Below are 13,639 nucleotides of genomic sequence, written 5' to 3'. Positions count from 1 at the left end.
TGATTTTCCACATCAAACCAGTCAAATTCAGGTAATGTGCTGTCGTAAATACTGTCTCCTGTTTTTGCTGAGCTCATGTAAAAAGTGGCAATGATATTAGGCTTGCTTTGAGGTGGCAGGTTGAGTGTGGCCTGCCAGCGCTCAAATTTTCCTTCGAAATTCATACCTGCATGCTGACCAGAAAAAGACACAGTGCCTGATTGATGACTACTTTTAATTTCTGCTTGGACAACTGTTGTAATCAAACTTAAATATAGTGTAATAGAAAATGACAACAGCATTCCTATCGAAAACGTTCTGTTTAAAAACGTACTGTTTATAAGAGTCTTCATTTTTTAAACCACCACATTCGGCTAATTAAATTTATATCATGCTTTTTATTGTGCCACACAACCGCACTTACATGACCGGCAATCAAAGCGCCGAGCACAGTTGCTGTTATCCAGTGCACATTATTGGCTAACGTCTCAATAGACTTATTTCTGGCCACACCCGGGATATGTGGCCAGTTGATCCAGTCAACAAACACAAAAGTGGGTAAACCGAACGGACTGGCCGACACCATTAGCCACCCAGACAAAGGCATAGTGACCAATGCTATATATAAAAATATATGCCCTAACTTAGCTTTATATAACTGCTGTTGGCTAAGCGCGTCTGGTAAGGCCGGAGAACGGGTAACTAACCTGGTTCCTACCCTGAGTATCACAGCCCACAAAACCAGCACACCTGAGGCTTTGTGTATTTGAAAAAGCCGGTATTGGTCAGCCTTACTAATATCTGCATTGACCATGTAAAGACCGCTGGCAAACATAAACAATAAAGCCAAAGCAATAGCCCAGTGCAGCACAATGCTAAGGCTATGGTATCTTTGCGTTGAGGTTGTCATATTTATGATTCTTTGCTTTGCTACTCACCAGAATGTGTAAATTCGCCTTCTATCATCACCTCTACTTTGTCGCCGATACTTGGCACATATTTTTTCATACCAAAGTCAGAACGCACGATATGAGTTGTCGCAGAAAACCCCATAGTAGGTTTACCGGTAAATGGCTGCTTAGTCATAGCACCATTAAACACCACATCTAAGGATATCTCTTTGGTGACACCTAAAAAGGACAAATTACCTTTCATCATGGCAGTCTTTTCACTCGTCATATCTATAGAGGTTGATACAAAATCAATGCTGGCGAAACTTTTTGCATTAAACCAGCCTTTGTCAGTGGCCAATATATTATTGAAGTTTGTTTCTGCCGCATTGGGGTAAGCAGTTTGTATGGACATGGGATCAATACTAACGGTTACTTGGCTTTTTTCTATGTCACTTGCATTGTAATCGATAGCCGCATCAAACTCTGTAAATCTTGCTACGTAATTAGACAGACCTAAATGAGAGACTTTCCAAACAACAGACGCATGACTTAAATCTACTTTATATTCGCCTGTTGGCATGTCATTAAAAGCACTTTTAGCAAACACCCATGAAACACAGCTTGTTAAACCTAAGACAAAAATAACAGCGATGATTTTTACTGACTTCATAATACTCATTCCTTTAATGTTAAGTGGTTATATGTAGATCCCGCAGCGCTCTAAAACAAGTGTCGATGTAGGCTTAATAATTATTATAAAAAGCCTGGCCTGTCTGCCCCCAATCACACTTAATTTTTCATCAGCCCAAAGCTAAAACGCTAACCTGACCAAAAATAAAATTAATACCTTTAAAAACTGCAGGCATTTGAAACGGGAAACTTAGCTGATGTCACAGAACAATTTATAAGTTACTTTTAACTTATGAATTAAGACTCCACAAGACAAATCACTAAAGAAAAGCGTTCGCTAATTTTACCCATGATGCGCATTAAATCCCTAGCAAATTGATGCCAACATAGACTGCCCTAATTCAATATAAGCATTAGCATCTTCGCTTATACCTTTTACTTTCAGGTGATCCGCAAATCCCAGCCGTGCGCTCATGGCAAACCAAAATATTGCACTGATGAAACCCACGATACGCCACAAGGTTGACTTTGCCCATTTAAGCGCTAAAGCAATAGAGAGCACATAAAGTACGAAACCACCTAATTTAGATGAAGCCCAACCATTCACAAAGGGATACAAGTTAAGCGGATTAACGGAAGCCAAGTAAATAAAAGATAAGATAAACAAGGTATATAGGATGTGGGGGCCAATCTTCAAAATTTTATTATTGACCTTGTCAGACCCTCTCATGGTTAACACAAAATTAATGATGAAGAAGATAAATGTAAGTGTAATTATCGACAGGTGAGCATGCTTAACTATCATGTACATATTGTTGTTCCCTAAAGTTTTTATTATTTATAACTATCACTCAGACCACTAGTCAATAGTTTGCTTAAACCAGTCAACATTATAACGCCTGAACCTGCGGGACCAGAGCCGTTAAAGATATCATTAGTCACTGTACGAGATTAGCTGCTCTTAAATTAGCACTATAAAAGGCTTCTTACTTGAAGAAGGCCATATTTCATTTTTAGAAATGAATTATTGACATTTTATATCCGCAACCTGTAATTTTTGTCGCAAACTACACTGATAATAAATTGTTTGTCGTTTAATCTCTACCATAATAAAAAACATTCAGGCTATTAATTCAGGTTTACACAATATTATAAATTGCAGATTAAACTGTCGGTTCTTTTGCCATTTAATTTTATCCCGTGAAATAGCAATTATGATTGCTATTTCAACCCGACAAGAGAGACACTAATAACTGCCTCGGTCTCAACATCAAGGAGCTTACATCCCCTGTTAAATCTAACTAGATGCCATTATTGTTCACAACAAACCGTTACCCACGTGTTAAAAATAAATGACACCTGCACTGCATGTGAAAATAACCAGTTTCAATAAAAACGGGTCATAAAAAAGCCGCTAAATTTAGCGGCTTTCCTAACACAAACGAGATTGAAGGGGTTTTAAAATCTCATTAGTTAATCTTTATCGTCTACTTGTGAATTGGTAGCAGATATTACTGAAGGTTTAGCCACTGCAGGTTTAGGCGCTGCAGATTTAGCCGCTGCAGGTTTAGCCGCTGCAGGTTTAGCCACTGCAGGTTTAGCCACTGCAGGTTTAGCCACTGCAGATTTAGCTGCTGTAGGTTTAGCTGCTGCAGGTTTAGCTGTGGCAGTTTTTACAGATGTTTTTATAGCAGATACTTTTGCTACTGGTTTGGCAGCGGTCTTAGCTGGTGTTTTTTTTGCGGATGCAGTCGTCATTGCTTTATTCTCAGCTGCTTTTTGTTGAGCTAATTTAGCCACAACATCAATCAAGCCATCAACGCGTTGCGATAAGTTATCAATTTGATGGTCACGGCTATTGTTACCGAAACTAAGTTTTGCTCTTAGTGCTGAAATTTTTTCTTTTAACATGTTTCTAGCCTTTATTTTTGCTTGTAATTGCGTTTCTACCGACTCACCTTTTTCCAGTAAGTTATTTACAAGTGCCGAACCATCAACAAATAGTTGGTCAAACTTATTGGCCGCTTTTTCGCGTCCACTGTCACAAGCACCGACCCAAGCTAACCAAGTTTTATGTAGCAAACTTTCAGTTTTTTTAGCGGTATTCACATTGATTCTCCTAACATTTGGGCTTAGGGCGATTCAAGATAAAAACAAAACACCCAACGACATCTAAAATTTATGGTCCTAAGCTTACGTTGGGTATTAACGCATTACTTAGCCGCTAACTTTGCTACAGCGTCAGTAAGCGCATCAATTTTTGCCGATAATTCTTCAACTCTCTGATCGGCGTTGACGTTGTCTAAACCTAGTTTCTTGCGTACTTCCGCAACTCGAGTCTCAACTTTATCTTTTACTTGAAATTTGTCTTTTGCTTCAGTTTCAATTTTAGAACCTTTAACCACTAGTTCATCAAACATTTTGCTTGCTTCAACACTGATTTTTTCGTATTGACCTTGTGCTTCATCAAAACTTTTGCCATAGGCACCTAGACCTGCAAGCCATATTTTGCGTGCAAACTCTTCCGCTTCGTTCACTTTACTTTTGATAGAATCTAATTTGGACATGTGCCTTTCCTCGTTTAAATAAATGGGTTTGTCTGGATTGATAACAAGACTAGAGAAATGAATTAGAAACCGCATACTAATTAAGCAATTATTTTATTAAAAATATATATACGATTGATATATATAGAATTTTCATGTTGAGGTTATGGTGCGAAAAAACGCAGCAGACAGGAACACCCGCCGCGCCATGCCATATTACTGACTAATCCGCTATTCCTTTTGGCATATCTGCACGTAATTCTTGCCAAATTTTGCCACTTTCGATGCCATAGGTTCTGATCACCAACGGTACACTTTCGTAATCGCCGCTCACGGCCAGCTCTAATAATTGCTTATAATAACTGCGGGTTAAATCCCTAGATTTTTGATTCGAGAAATAATAACCACCAATGCGTGCGTACATACCTCTAAAACCATTCATCATTAACACATACACTGGATTGCCAGAAGCAAACGCCAGATCATGATTTAACTGATAATCACATTGAGCAAACGTTTTACCATCATCAGAAACATCACTATACCCCTTCAATATTTCAATAGCCTTATCTTGTTGATGGCGAATGGCTTTAAGAATAAATACCGCACTTAAATTGGTTCTAGCAGCCAGTAAATGATCAACAAGCTCAGGGATACCATCTTCATCTAGTCGAGCTAAGGTCTCTAATATATTGAGACCCGATGTTTCCCAAAAATTATTAACCTTAGTAGGCTTACCATGTTTGATAGTCAACCAGCCATCACGAGCTAAACGTTGTAATACTTCACGTAAAGTTGTTCGAGTTACACCAATGAGCTCAGATAATTCGCGTTCTGCTGGAAGAATTGTGCCAGGGGGGAAGCGTCCACTCCAGATAGATTCCACTATATATTCTTCAGCAAATCCTGCTGGGCTTTGTGCCTTGTATATCATCAACCACTCACTTCGTTATTATTGTTCTATAATCATTATTGACTGATTGTACCAGATGAATTTTAATCATAACAAGACTTTGGCAATAAACTATTGTCATTAAAACAAACAATTATTGAATAATTGTGGTTGGTCTATAGGATTTTGCGATACTTTATATGTACAATCTACGCAACGTTGATTCAATAAATATAATATTCAGCAAGGAATTTTGCCTATGCAAATGTCAGTACCTCAAGCAGTAGCCGCCAATTTTTTGGGCAAAGCCCCAACTTGGTACAAACAAGCCATTGTCGCCTTTCTTATCCTCAACCCTATTTTATTCATACTCAACCCTTACATCGCAGGTTGGGCCTTAGTTTTAGAGTTTATTTTCACTTTAGCCATGGCATTAAAATGTTATCCGTTACAGCCTGGCGGTCTGTTATTAATGGAAGCAATGTTTATCGGTATGACTACACCAGAGCATATGAAACATGAAATGGTGGTCAATATTGAGGTCATTTTACTATTAGTATTCATGGTGGCTGGTATTTACTTTATGAAAGGGTTGTTGCTTTACCTTTTCACTAAACTACTGATAAAACTTAAAAACAAAACTGCTTTATCAATAGCCTTTGCTGCTTCTTGCGCGATTTTGTCTGCATTCTTAGATGCGTTGACTGTTGTGGCAGTTATTATTACGGTAGGTTTGGGTTTTTATTCCATATATCACAAGGTTGCATCAGGTAAAGACTTTCATTCTGAACATGATTATTCACACGACGATGAGGTGCCTCACCTTAATCGTGATAATTTAGAAGATTTCAGAGCATTTTTACGCAACCTAATGATGCATGCCGGTATAGGTACAGCATTGGGTGGGGTAATGACTATGGTAGGTGAGCCACAAAACCTAATCATTGCAGATAAAGCCGGGTGGGACTTTATAGAGTTCTTTATCCGCATGTCTCCTATTACGATCCCTGTGTTTTTTGCCGGGTTAGCCACAACTTTTATTGTTGAGAAATTTAAACTGTTTAATTACGGTGCAGAATTACCGCCAATAGTCAGGCAAATATTGACTGACTACGACAAAAACATCGAAGCTAACTTAACCACACAAGACAAAGTAAAATTAGTCATACAAGGACTGATTGCAGTTTGGCTAGTCATCGGTCTAGCAGGACATTTAGCTGCAGTAGGATTAATTGGACTGTCTATTATTGTGTTGACGACATCAATGGGCGGTATAATTGACGAACACTCAATAGGTAAAGCGTTTGAAGAGGCATTACCCTTTACAGCCTTGTTGTGTGTGTTTTTTGGCATTGTAGCGGTAATCATCGATCAAGGCTTATTTAGCCCAGTAATAAACTGGGTACTCACTTTTGAGGGTAACACTCAACTAGTTATGTTTTATTTGGCTAATGGCTTGTTATCTATGGTCAGTGACAATGTGTTTGTTGGCTCGGTATATATCACCGAAGTGACAGCTGCACTAAATAACGGCGTCATCACTCGTGACCAATTTGATTTATTGGCTGTTGCCATTAATACAGGTACCAACTTACCTAGTGTTGCCACCCCTAACGGTCAGGCCGCGTTCTTATTTTTACTAACATCAGCCATAGCCCCATTACTGAGACTATCCTATGGCACCATGGTGTATATGGCACTGCCTTACACAGTGGTATTAACACTCGTTGGCTTGGCTGCGACTTATTTTGGATTGTACGACTTGACACAGTGGTTGTATGAAATACAATTTATTGAGCGTCACTCTGGGACGATACCAGGCAGTGAAGCGTTACCTCATTAAATAAGGACGTAAGCTTGTTATTGTTAAAAAAACTATCGTCATTATCTACTGATAAGCGCGCGTGGGGACTATTATTTGTCTCTGCGCTGAGCTTGGAAATGGGCGCTTTGTATTTCCAATATGTTACGGATTTACGTCCGTGCATTATGTGTATTTACCAACGTACCGCCTTGTTTGGGGTTATGTTTGCGGCTATACCGGCGATGTTATTTAACAACCTTATTACACGACTAATAGGTTATGTAGGATGGGGCATATCCGCTATTTGGGGCTTACTGATAGCCATCGAACATATGGATATTCAAACCGCTGTGAATCCATTCTTTGCTACTTGTGAGTTTGTACCTAATTTTCCCTTCTGGGCACCTTTGCACGAATGGCTTCCGTCTATCTTTAGTGCAACCGGTGACTGTGGGGATATTAACTGGTCATTTATGGATATGAGTATGCCGCAATGGATGATTGTGGTCTTTGCAATTTACTCGGTAATTTGGGCAGTGATAATAGTTAGTCGTGTTTTAGTAAAACCTAGCTAGTAATAAATGTGCATCATGCGAACTTGCACATTAAGATAATTCAAGCCCACAACTAATTTAAATCAACATGTGCGGGTTTGAATAGACATTGAATTCGATTGTAAATCCGCTCAAATTTTCTGAAGATTTTATAAAACCGAGCAGGCAAATATCGCAGTCTTTGGCTAAGTCTATGGCTAAACTAGACGGGGCACTCATAGCTATAATATATCTAATATTTACCATTGCCGCTTTTTGTACTAGTTCAAAACTGGCTCTTGAACTCAGCACCACACCTAAATTCTGTTTAATCGGATCAATATCACCTGCCAAGATATTCATGTTGGCACCTATTAGTTTATCAAACGCATTATGTCTGCCAACATCTTCACGCACATCCAATATTTGTAATCCTTGATCAAATAACGCCACACCATGGTTGCCACCCGTTTGACCAAATATCACTTGTTTATCTCTTAATTGTTTTGTCAACGTGTAGACAGCGGCAATCGGAAGCAATGGTGCTCGGGTATCTCTGGTTAAATCTTGGGGTAATTTGTCTAATATATTCTCGATACTTTGCTGGCCACATACCCCACATGCCGAGTTCATTACGTCAATACGCTGAAACGTTTCAAGGTTAAAATTTGCGCCTTCTGCCAAATTGACTTGTACTCGATTTGTGGGCTGAGATTTCAATCGCCCTGTTCCTGTATGGTGAATCGACAGAATTTTTGTAGTGTCCTGAATTGCGCCACTTGAATATAACCACCCTAGAACTAAATGATGATCATCTCCAGGAGTGCGCATAGTGGTAAATAATAATTCTGGGGGTGAATTGGGGTGAGCAGAAAGCCATATTTGTAACGGCTCTTCTGACACAATAACATCCTTGCAATCAAGACGCTCCGCAGTGACGCCCAGATCACTAGAATAAGAAATTTTAACTACTGAATACTGTTTAATCGATTGCAAGAATAAAGGCTATAATAGAGAGTCATGACACATAACCTACCTTAGGCGATTAGATGGGTAAAGATGTGATCCCTAAAATAAATATCCATCCTGCAAAAAACAGCTTTAAATTTTTGACTGAGAAATACAAAACCAACTGTTTAGCTAAAATACCGCCTACTATGGCACCCGCACCAGCAAATAATACCACTGGCCAATATACGGCTTGAGTAATGAGTATGTGAAACACAATCCCAGCCCATACTGTCAATGCACTCAATATAACGGCAGCAGCAATAGCAAAAGTCACATTAAAGCGACAAATAATTAAATACACAGCCACCAACTCCCCTACCCCTATTGATAACCACGCAGTGATACCACCGCCTACTAAAGCAATGAAAGGTAAAGCAATATAGTCAAGCAAAGACAGTCGTGTAGTAAAGCTTTGATTGCTTAGCAAAAACACTGTGGCAAAGATAGTGACTGCAAGGCCTATTGAAAATAGGCCAAAACCGGTATGCAAACTAGTAGGATCGCTAAAATGTGCAAAAAATTGAGGATTAATTTGCACCATCCATAGACCTATAAAAGAAGAGGGTACAGTCAACAATAGAACCTTAGTTAAAGGTTGCCAATATGCAGACTCTGGCTGGTTACTGGCTTTAAGCTGTTTGTAAAACGCTGACCAGGTAAGGGCTCCAGCTGTCATACCGCAACACTGGATGGCAAAACTGGTAGCGACTGAAGTGGCAACAGAAAAGTCTAGTTGATTGAAAAAAGGCACAAAAACAACGCCCCCACCGGCGCCAGTAGCATTAGCAAAAATTGCACCCAACAGACCCAAAAAGGCAAACCCTGCGTATTCTTGTATTAGGGTGAGTGGCTGGGTTTGCCAAAACAATATGGTTAACCATACAAATAGCAAAAATACACGAATATGCTTGGCTGACATCTTTGAAAACATAAAAATTGCATGACCTATACTGAAAAATAAAAGGCGAACTCTGCCAGACTATAAGAACTGAAACAAAGAAAAGATCATCAAATGGTTAAACTAAAACACAAACATGACTCGGTTACTTTAACACTTCAACCAAATCGCTCAGCTAATTGGCGACAAAATAAAATTATCATTATGGTTATGACAGCATTTGTAATGATCATTGCCATTGCGTGGAGTGTAGTAGGCGTTTGGGTAATATTACCCTTTGCCGGTTTTGAAGTAGGCTTATTAGCGTTTTTAATGTATCGCGTGTCCTACTTTACTTATCAAAAACAAATAATTACTATCCACTCAGATACAGTTGTATTTCAAGCAGGTGTCTATTATCCCAAACGTTTTCATTCATTTTGTAAAGACAAGTTATCAGTAAAAACCATTGAAGCACAAAGTGAATTCGAACAAACTCAAATCACCTTAGATGATGGACACCAGACAATCGTTATAGGCCAATTCCTCAATCAACCAGATAGGGTGGCCACATTAGAGCACTTAAAAAAAGCTAAACTGCATGTGCATACTGACAGATGGTGGAAAACAAGATGAAGGTGAAAACAATAAAACAAAGCAGGAATTGGTTATTCAGCGCTTGCGCTGAACTGTCCGCCTAACCTCATACTTTGGCCTAGTTTGTCGTATATAGGTTTCTTAAGTTAACATCTTTATTACACTGTGTTTGAAATATAGGCGTGTAATTGATTAAGTTAAAGTTTGATTGCCCCTTGTGCGTGTATCACAGGTTTCAAGACCTTAGGTATTATAGAGAGTTAAACAGAATGACCATTAAGCCACCTTTAGCCATATCACTTTTTTTATGCTTTAGCCTATCTTCTTGTGGCGGAGGCGTCAGTTCAGAAGATGTTCCTTCCAGTCCACCCATTGTTGTGCAGGATTCTGATGGAGATGGCGTCAATGATGACTTAGATACCTGCGCCAATACGCCAGCAGGCGACACAGTAGATGCCAATGGTTGCTCCTTACCCATTGATAGTGACAACGACGGTGTAAACGACGACATAGACCAGTGCGCCAATACACCTGCTGGTGACACAGTAGATGCCAATGGTTGCTCCCTGCCCGTTGATAATGACAGCGACGGTGTTAACGACGATCTTGACCAGTGCGCCAATACGCCTGCTGGCGACACTGTAGATGCAAATGGCTGCTCCTTGCCCGTTGATAGTGACAACGACGGTGTTAACGACGACCTCGACCAGTGCGCCAATACACCTGCTGGCGACACAGTAGATGCAAATGGCTGTTCCTTGCCCGTTGATAGTGACAACGACGGTGTTAACGACGATGTTGACATCTGTCCCAATACACCGGCTGACAAAACGGTCGATGCCCAAGGCTGTGAAGTACAAACAGGCGGTAATGTGTCAGTTCTTGTTCAGGCTGAGGACTACACCAATTACTATGATACCACTCCGGGAAATACTGGTGGCGCCTACAGATCGGATGATGTTGATATAGAAGTCACTACTGATAATGACGGCGGACATAACGTTGGATTTATCGTTGCTAACGAATTTTTAGAATATTCGCTTGATTTACCCGCAGGTATTTATGCTATTAGTGCTCGGATCGCCTCTGAAGTGAGTAGCGGTGAGTATTCAGTGAGCCTTAATGAGCAAGTTGTGGGTACGGCTTCTGTTTCTGCAACAGGAGGTTGGCAAACGTTTATTACGCAAACCTTGGGGTCAATAAAGCTTTCGTCAGCCGCTATCTACACCTTAAAAGTCAATGCTATTGCGGGTGATTTCAATATTAATTGGTTATTGATTGAGACTGTTTTTGATGGCGACAACGATGGCATAATCGATGACAGTGATTTGTGCCCTAACACCCCTAATGGCGACGTTGTAGATAAAAATGGTTGTACGGTAGTGATACCCCCAGCGGACAGCGATGGTGACAATGACGGTGTATCCGATAGCAACGACCTATGTGCGAACACACCAAGTGGCGTTAAGGTTGATGCTAATGGCTGTGCGTTAGCCCTAGACGGCATTGAAGTAACATCTGCCAACGATATTCTCGTAGGCGGTTCGGCCTCCCCCCAGCCGGGTTATGCCCTTTATGTATTTGATGGTGATCTTTCCGTCCCTGGAGCCAGTGCCTGTAATGGTGATTGTGCCGATAACTGGCCGCCATTACTGGTCACTGATGGACTTCCATCGGGAATATCCGGGCTGGGTACTATCGACCTTAATAATGGCGAGGTTCAAGTCACTTATAATGACCGCCCGCTATATCACTATATTAATGACAATAATCCCGGTGATACCAATGGCGACAGCATTACCGGCTGGCATATAGTGCCTTTCGCCAGCCTAAGCGCTATTGAACCCTTGTACAACGAAACCACGCAGCTTGAACCCGTGGTTTCTTTTGTGCGAAATGACGGCGTGGTGGTAACGCGTTTTGGTGACCGGGGACGTGATCGTCATGCAAAGGATATTGGCATGTATGATCCGAATAATATCTTTAACTCGGATCACTACGATCATTGGCTTGCCCATTACTGGGAATACCGCACCGCACGCGTACAGTTTGAAGACTTTGTGCCAAACGGGCGAAGCCTGATCAGGGCAACTTATATCACTGAGGCTCAACTTGGAGCTCGGGAATTCAGGGTGTGGTTCTTCGGTTTAACGACAACCGGCCAGTTCCACTGGAACCCTGAGGCAACCTATTTAGGTAAGGGAACCTGGAACAATGACTTTGTGAAAGTCAGCGAAGCAGGCAATCAGCACATGTACACCGTGGATATCACCGAGCAATGGAAAAAAGTCGCAACTTTCAATACACCACTTAAGTTAGGTGTAAACATGGAATTCGAGATAAGCCAGTTCCTGTTGGCACCCCCTGCCGGCGTACGCAAGAACTATTACGGCACGTCATATGTCTATAAGATCGGAACACCGGGCGTGTCCCCGTTCGAATGGCAGCGTGGTGTTCAGGATGAACTGGGTGTCAACGATGGCACACCGATCCCTGCCAAGGGATTATCGGGAGGGGCTACCACACTCGGTTACAATTATAGCGAAGAGCCTGCGGGCCGTTTCATCGAGATGGCCACCAACCTGAGCCCAGGCAATGCCCAGCCTTTCGTCCGCGGTCGTCGAGTACATCACACCAACTTTGAAGATGGCAGCCATGATGAACGCAACGACAACCCCATCTGGAGCGAGCAAATTGGCAAGGCCGGCAACCATTATATTAATCAGTCCTGCGCAAATTGCCATGTTCGAAATGGCCGCGCGTTAGTCGAAGATGTGGGCAATAACCTGACTAAGTGGGTCTTCAAGGTCGGTGACGTCGATGGCAATCCAGACCCACTGATAGGCAGCGTCTTGCAACCTAACCAGACTGGCTCAGCTTCACCAGAAGGTACGGTAATGCTCAACCCATGGACTGAATTATCCAATGGCCTTCGCTCCCCAAATTATGTATTTAGTAATGGCGAACCTGCACGATTCTCTGCCCGGATTGCACCCCAATTAGTGGGTGTTGGACTGCTGGAAGCAATCGATGAGTCAACGATACTCGCATGGGCCGAGCAGGATAATGTCGACCATAATGGAAATGGTATTACCGGGCGGGCGTCTCTTGTAAGCGACCCTGAAACCGGAAAAGTACGCCTGGGTCGTTTCGGCTACAAAGCGGCTACGGCAAGTGTCAGGCACCAGGTCGCATCAGCCTTGAACACGGATATTGGGGTGATGACCAGCGCACTTCCGGATCCTGATTGTGGCCGCGAGCAAACCGGCTGTGGAGAGAGTGGTGCGGAGCTGGCAGACGAGCAACTCAACGACCTGGTTAAGTATATGAGTCTGCTAGGTGTCGGAGCACGCCGCGACTATGAAAATACCAGCGGCGACACGATATTTTCGGATATCGGTTGCGGAAACTGTCACAGGGAAAGTATGACAACCAGTGACTATCATCCATTGACAGAACTGCGCAGCCAAACCATCTATCCGTACACAGACCTTTTGCTCCATGATATGGGACCGGGATTGGCTGATAATCTGGGGCAAGGCATTGCCACTGGTGCCGAATGGCGCACCGCAGCGTTATGGGGCCTAGGCCATTCCCGTGCTGTAATGTTAGGAGATGCGAAGGCTAATGATGAAATTTCTAAGGCACAAGACTCGAGTGACGTCGATCGTATCGGCTACCTGCATGATGGTCGGGCCCGAACGCTCGACGAAGCTATTCGCTGGCACGGTGGAGAAGGCGAAAGTTCGAAGCTCGCGTTTGAAGCGCTCTCCGAAACAGATAAAACGACCTTATTAGACTTTTTGAAGAGTCTTTAAGGTCTCTTTTAGGGACCATTTATAAACCTAGAAAAATACTGCAAAGTACGTAATAAATG

At 41.9% G+C, this 13,639-nt stretch carries 13 protein-coding genes and 1 pseudogene; 5 read left to right on the top strand and 9 right to left on the bottom strand.

All coding sequences use genetic code 11. The annotated features are described in order from the left end of the window. The 5 genes from Q0Y52_RS18050 to Q0Y52_RS19665 all read right to left on the bottom strand — a co-directional run. A partial coding sequence (locus tag Q0Y52_RS18050) for a YceI family protein (RefSeq protein ID WP_297823921.1) occupies positions 1–281 on the bottom strand: 281 nt, incomplete at its 3' end. A gap of 47 nt (positions 282–328) precedes the next feature. Then, positions 329–889 (bottom strand): cytochrome b, encoded by a 561-nt coding sequence (locus tag Q0Y52_RS18045; protein ID WP_297823909.1) that lies wholly within the window; start codon positions 887–889, stop codon positions 329–331. Positions 890–909: 20 nt separating this feature from the next. Further along, entirely contained in the window at positions 910–1,542 is a 633-nt protein-coding gene (locus Q0Y52_RS18040) for a YceI family protein (protein ID WP_297823908.1), read from the bottom strand. 327 nt (positions 1,543–1,869) lie between these two features. After that, a complete protein-coding gene (locus tag Q0Y52_RS18035) occupies positions 1,870–2,307 on the bottom strand; it encodes a SirB2 family protein (protein WP_297823920.1) in 438 nt (145 codons plus the stop codon). Positions 2,308–3,013: 706 nt separating this feature from the next. Continuing rightward, positions 3,014–3,082, bottom strand: coding sequence for a hypothetical protein (locus Q0Y52_RS19665; RefSeq protein ID WP_366939316.1), 69 nt, complete (start codon positions 3,080–3,082; stop codon positions 3,014–3,016). On the opposite strand from Q0Y52_RS19665, the pseudogene Q0Y52_RS19660 reads away from it, so the two are divergent. Continuing rightward, a pseudogene (locus tag Q0Y52_RS19660) lies at positions 3,075–3,293 on the top strand (pentapeptide repeat-containing protein); the annotation flags it as partial. The gene Q0Y52_RS19665 and the pseudogene Q0Y52_RS19660 sit on opposite strands and share 8 nt — an antisense overlap. Before the next feature lie 422 nt (positions 3,294–3,715). Here the strand turns inward: Q0Y52_RS19660 and Q0Y52_RS18025 are convergent. Next, complete coding sequence (locus Q0Y52_RS18025; protein ID WP_297823905.1) at positions 3,716–4,069, bottom strand: hypothetical protein; 354 nt, start codon at positions 4,067–4,069, stop codon at positions 3,716–3,718. 202 nt (positions 4,070–4,271) lie between these two features. After that, complete coding sequence (fadR, locus tag Q0Y52_RS18020; protein WP_297823919.1) at positions 4,272–4,982, bottom strand: fatty acid metabolism transcriptional regulator FadR; 711 nt, start codon at positions 4,980–4,982, stop codon at positions 4,272–4,274. A gap of 217 nt (positions 4,983–5,199) precedes the next feature. Here fadR and nhaB point away from each other — a divergent pair, with 217 nt between their 5' ends. Together nhaB and dsbB are read left to right on the top strand one after the other, a co-directional pair. Then, positions 5,200–6,783, top strand: a complete 1,584-nt coding sequence (gene nhaB / locus Q0Y52_RS18015; RefSeq protein WP_297823904.1) for a sodium/proton antiporter NhaB — start codon at positions 5,200–5,202, stop codon at positions 6,781–6,783. A 20-nt stretch (positions 6,784–6,803) separates the two neighbouring features. Then, positions 6,804–7,319: a disulfide bond formation protein DsbB gene (gene dsbB / locus Q0Y52_RS18010; RefSeq protein WP_297823918.1), complete on the top strand. Its 516-nt coding sequence runs from the start codon at positions 6,804–6,806 to the stop codon at positions 7,317–7,319. A 57-nt stretch (positions 7,320–7,376) separates the two neighbouring features. Here the strand turns inward: dsbB and Q0Y52_RS18005 are convergent, their stop codons facing one another. Beyond that, a complete protein-coding gene (locus Q0Y52_RS18005) occupies positions 7,377–8,180 on the bottom strand; it encodes a formate dehydrogenase accessory sulfurtransferase FdhD (RefSeq protein ID WP_297823903.1) in 804 nt (267 codons plus the stop codon). 142 nt (positions 8,181–8,322) lie between these two features. After that, entirely contained in the window at positions 8,323–9,219 is an 897-nt protein-coding gene (locus Q0Y52_RS18000; RefSeq protein WP_297823902.1) for a sulfite exporter TauE/SafE family protein, read from the bottom strand. Between the two features lie 81 nt (positions 9,220–9,300). Here Q0Y52_RS18000 and Q0Y52_RS17995 point away from each other — a divergent pair, with 81 nt between their 5' ends. Both Q0Y52_RS17995 and Q0Y52_RS17985 read left to right on the top strand, forming a co-directional pair. Next, on the top strand, positions 9,301–9,801 hold the full coding sequence (locus Q0Y52_RS17995) for a DUF2244 domain-containing protein (protein ID WP_297823901.1): 501 nt from the start codon (positions 9,301–9,303) through the stop codon (positions 9,799–9,801). A gap of 149 nt (positions 9,802–9,950) precedes the next feature. Then, entirely contained in the window at positions 9,951–13,580 is a 3,630-nt protein-coding gene (locus tag Q0Y52_RS17985) for a di-heme oxidoredictase family protein (protein ID WP_366939313.1), read from the top strand. The last annotated feature ends 59 nt before the right edge of the window (positions 13,581–13,639 follow it).

It is taken from the genome of uncultured Paraglaciecola sp. (assembly GCF_943787955.1).
Classification (GTDB): domain Bacteria; phylum Pseudomonadota; class Gammaproteobacteria; order Enterobacterales; family Alteromonadaceae; genus Paraglaciecola.
This window is presented reverse-complemented; position numbering and strand designations above follow the sequence as displayed.

Bases quoted from the DNA above. Each gene is read 5' to 3' on its own strand.
- Q0Y52_RS18025 (WP_297823905.1), bottom strand. From the start codon at position 4,069: ATGTCCAAATTAGATTCTATCAAAAGTAAAGTGAACGAAGCGGAAGAG.
- Q0Y52_RS18045 (WP_297823909.1), bottom strand. From the start codon at position 889: ATGACAACCTCAACGCAAAGATACCATAGCCTTAGCATTGTGCTGCAC.
- Q0Y52_RS18000 (WP_297823902.1), bottom strand. From the start codon at position 9,219: ATGTTTTCAAAGATGTCAGCCAAGCATATTCGTGTATTTTTGCTATTT.
- fadR (WP_297823919.1), bottom strand. From the start codon at position 4,982: ATGATATACAAGGCACAAAGCCCAGCAGGATTTGCTGAAGAATATATA.
- Q0Y52_RS18035 (WP_297823920.1), bottom strand. From the start codon at position 2,307: ATGATAGTTAAGCATGCTCACCTGTCGATAATTACACTTACATTTATC.
- Q0Y52_RS18040 (WP_297823908.1), bottom strand. From the start codon at position 1,542: ATGAAGTCAGTAAAAATCATCGCTGTTATTTTTGTCTTAGGTTTAACA.
- nhaB (WP_297823904.1), top strand. From the start codon at position 5,200: ATGCAAATGTCAGTACCTCAAGCAGTAGCCGCCAATTTTTTGGGCAAA.
- Q0Y52_RS17995 (WP_297823901.1), top strand. From the start codon at position 9,301: ATGGTTAAACTAAAACACAAACATGACTCGGTTACTTTAACACTTCAA.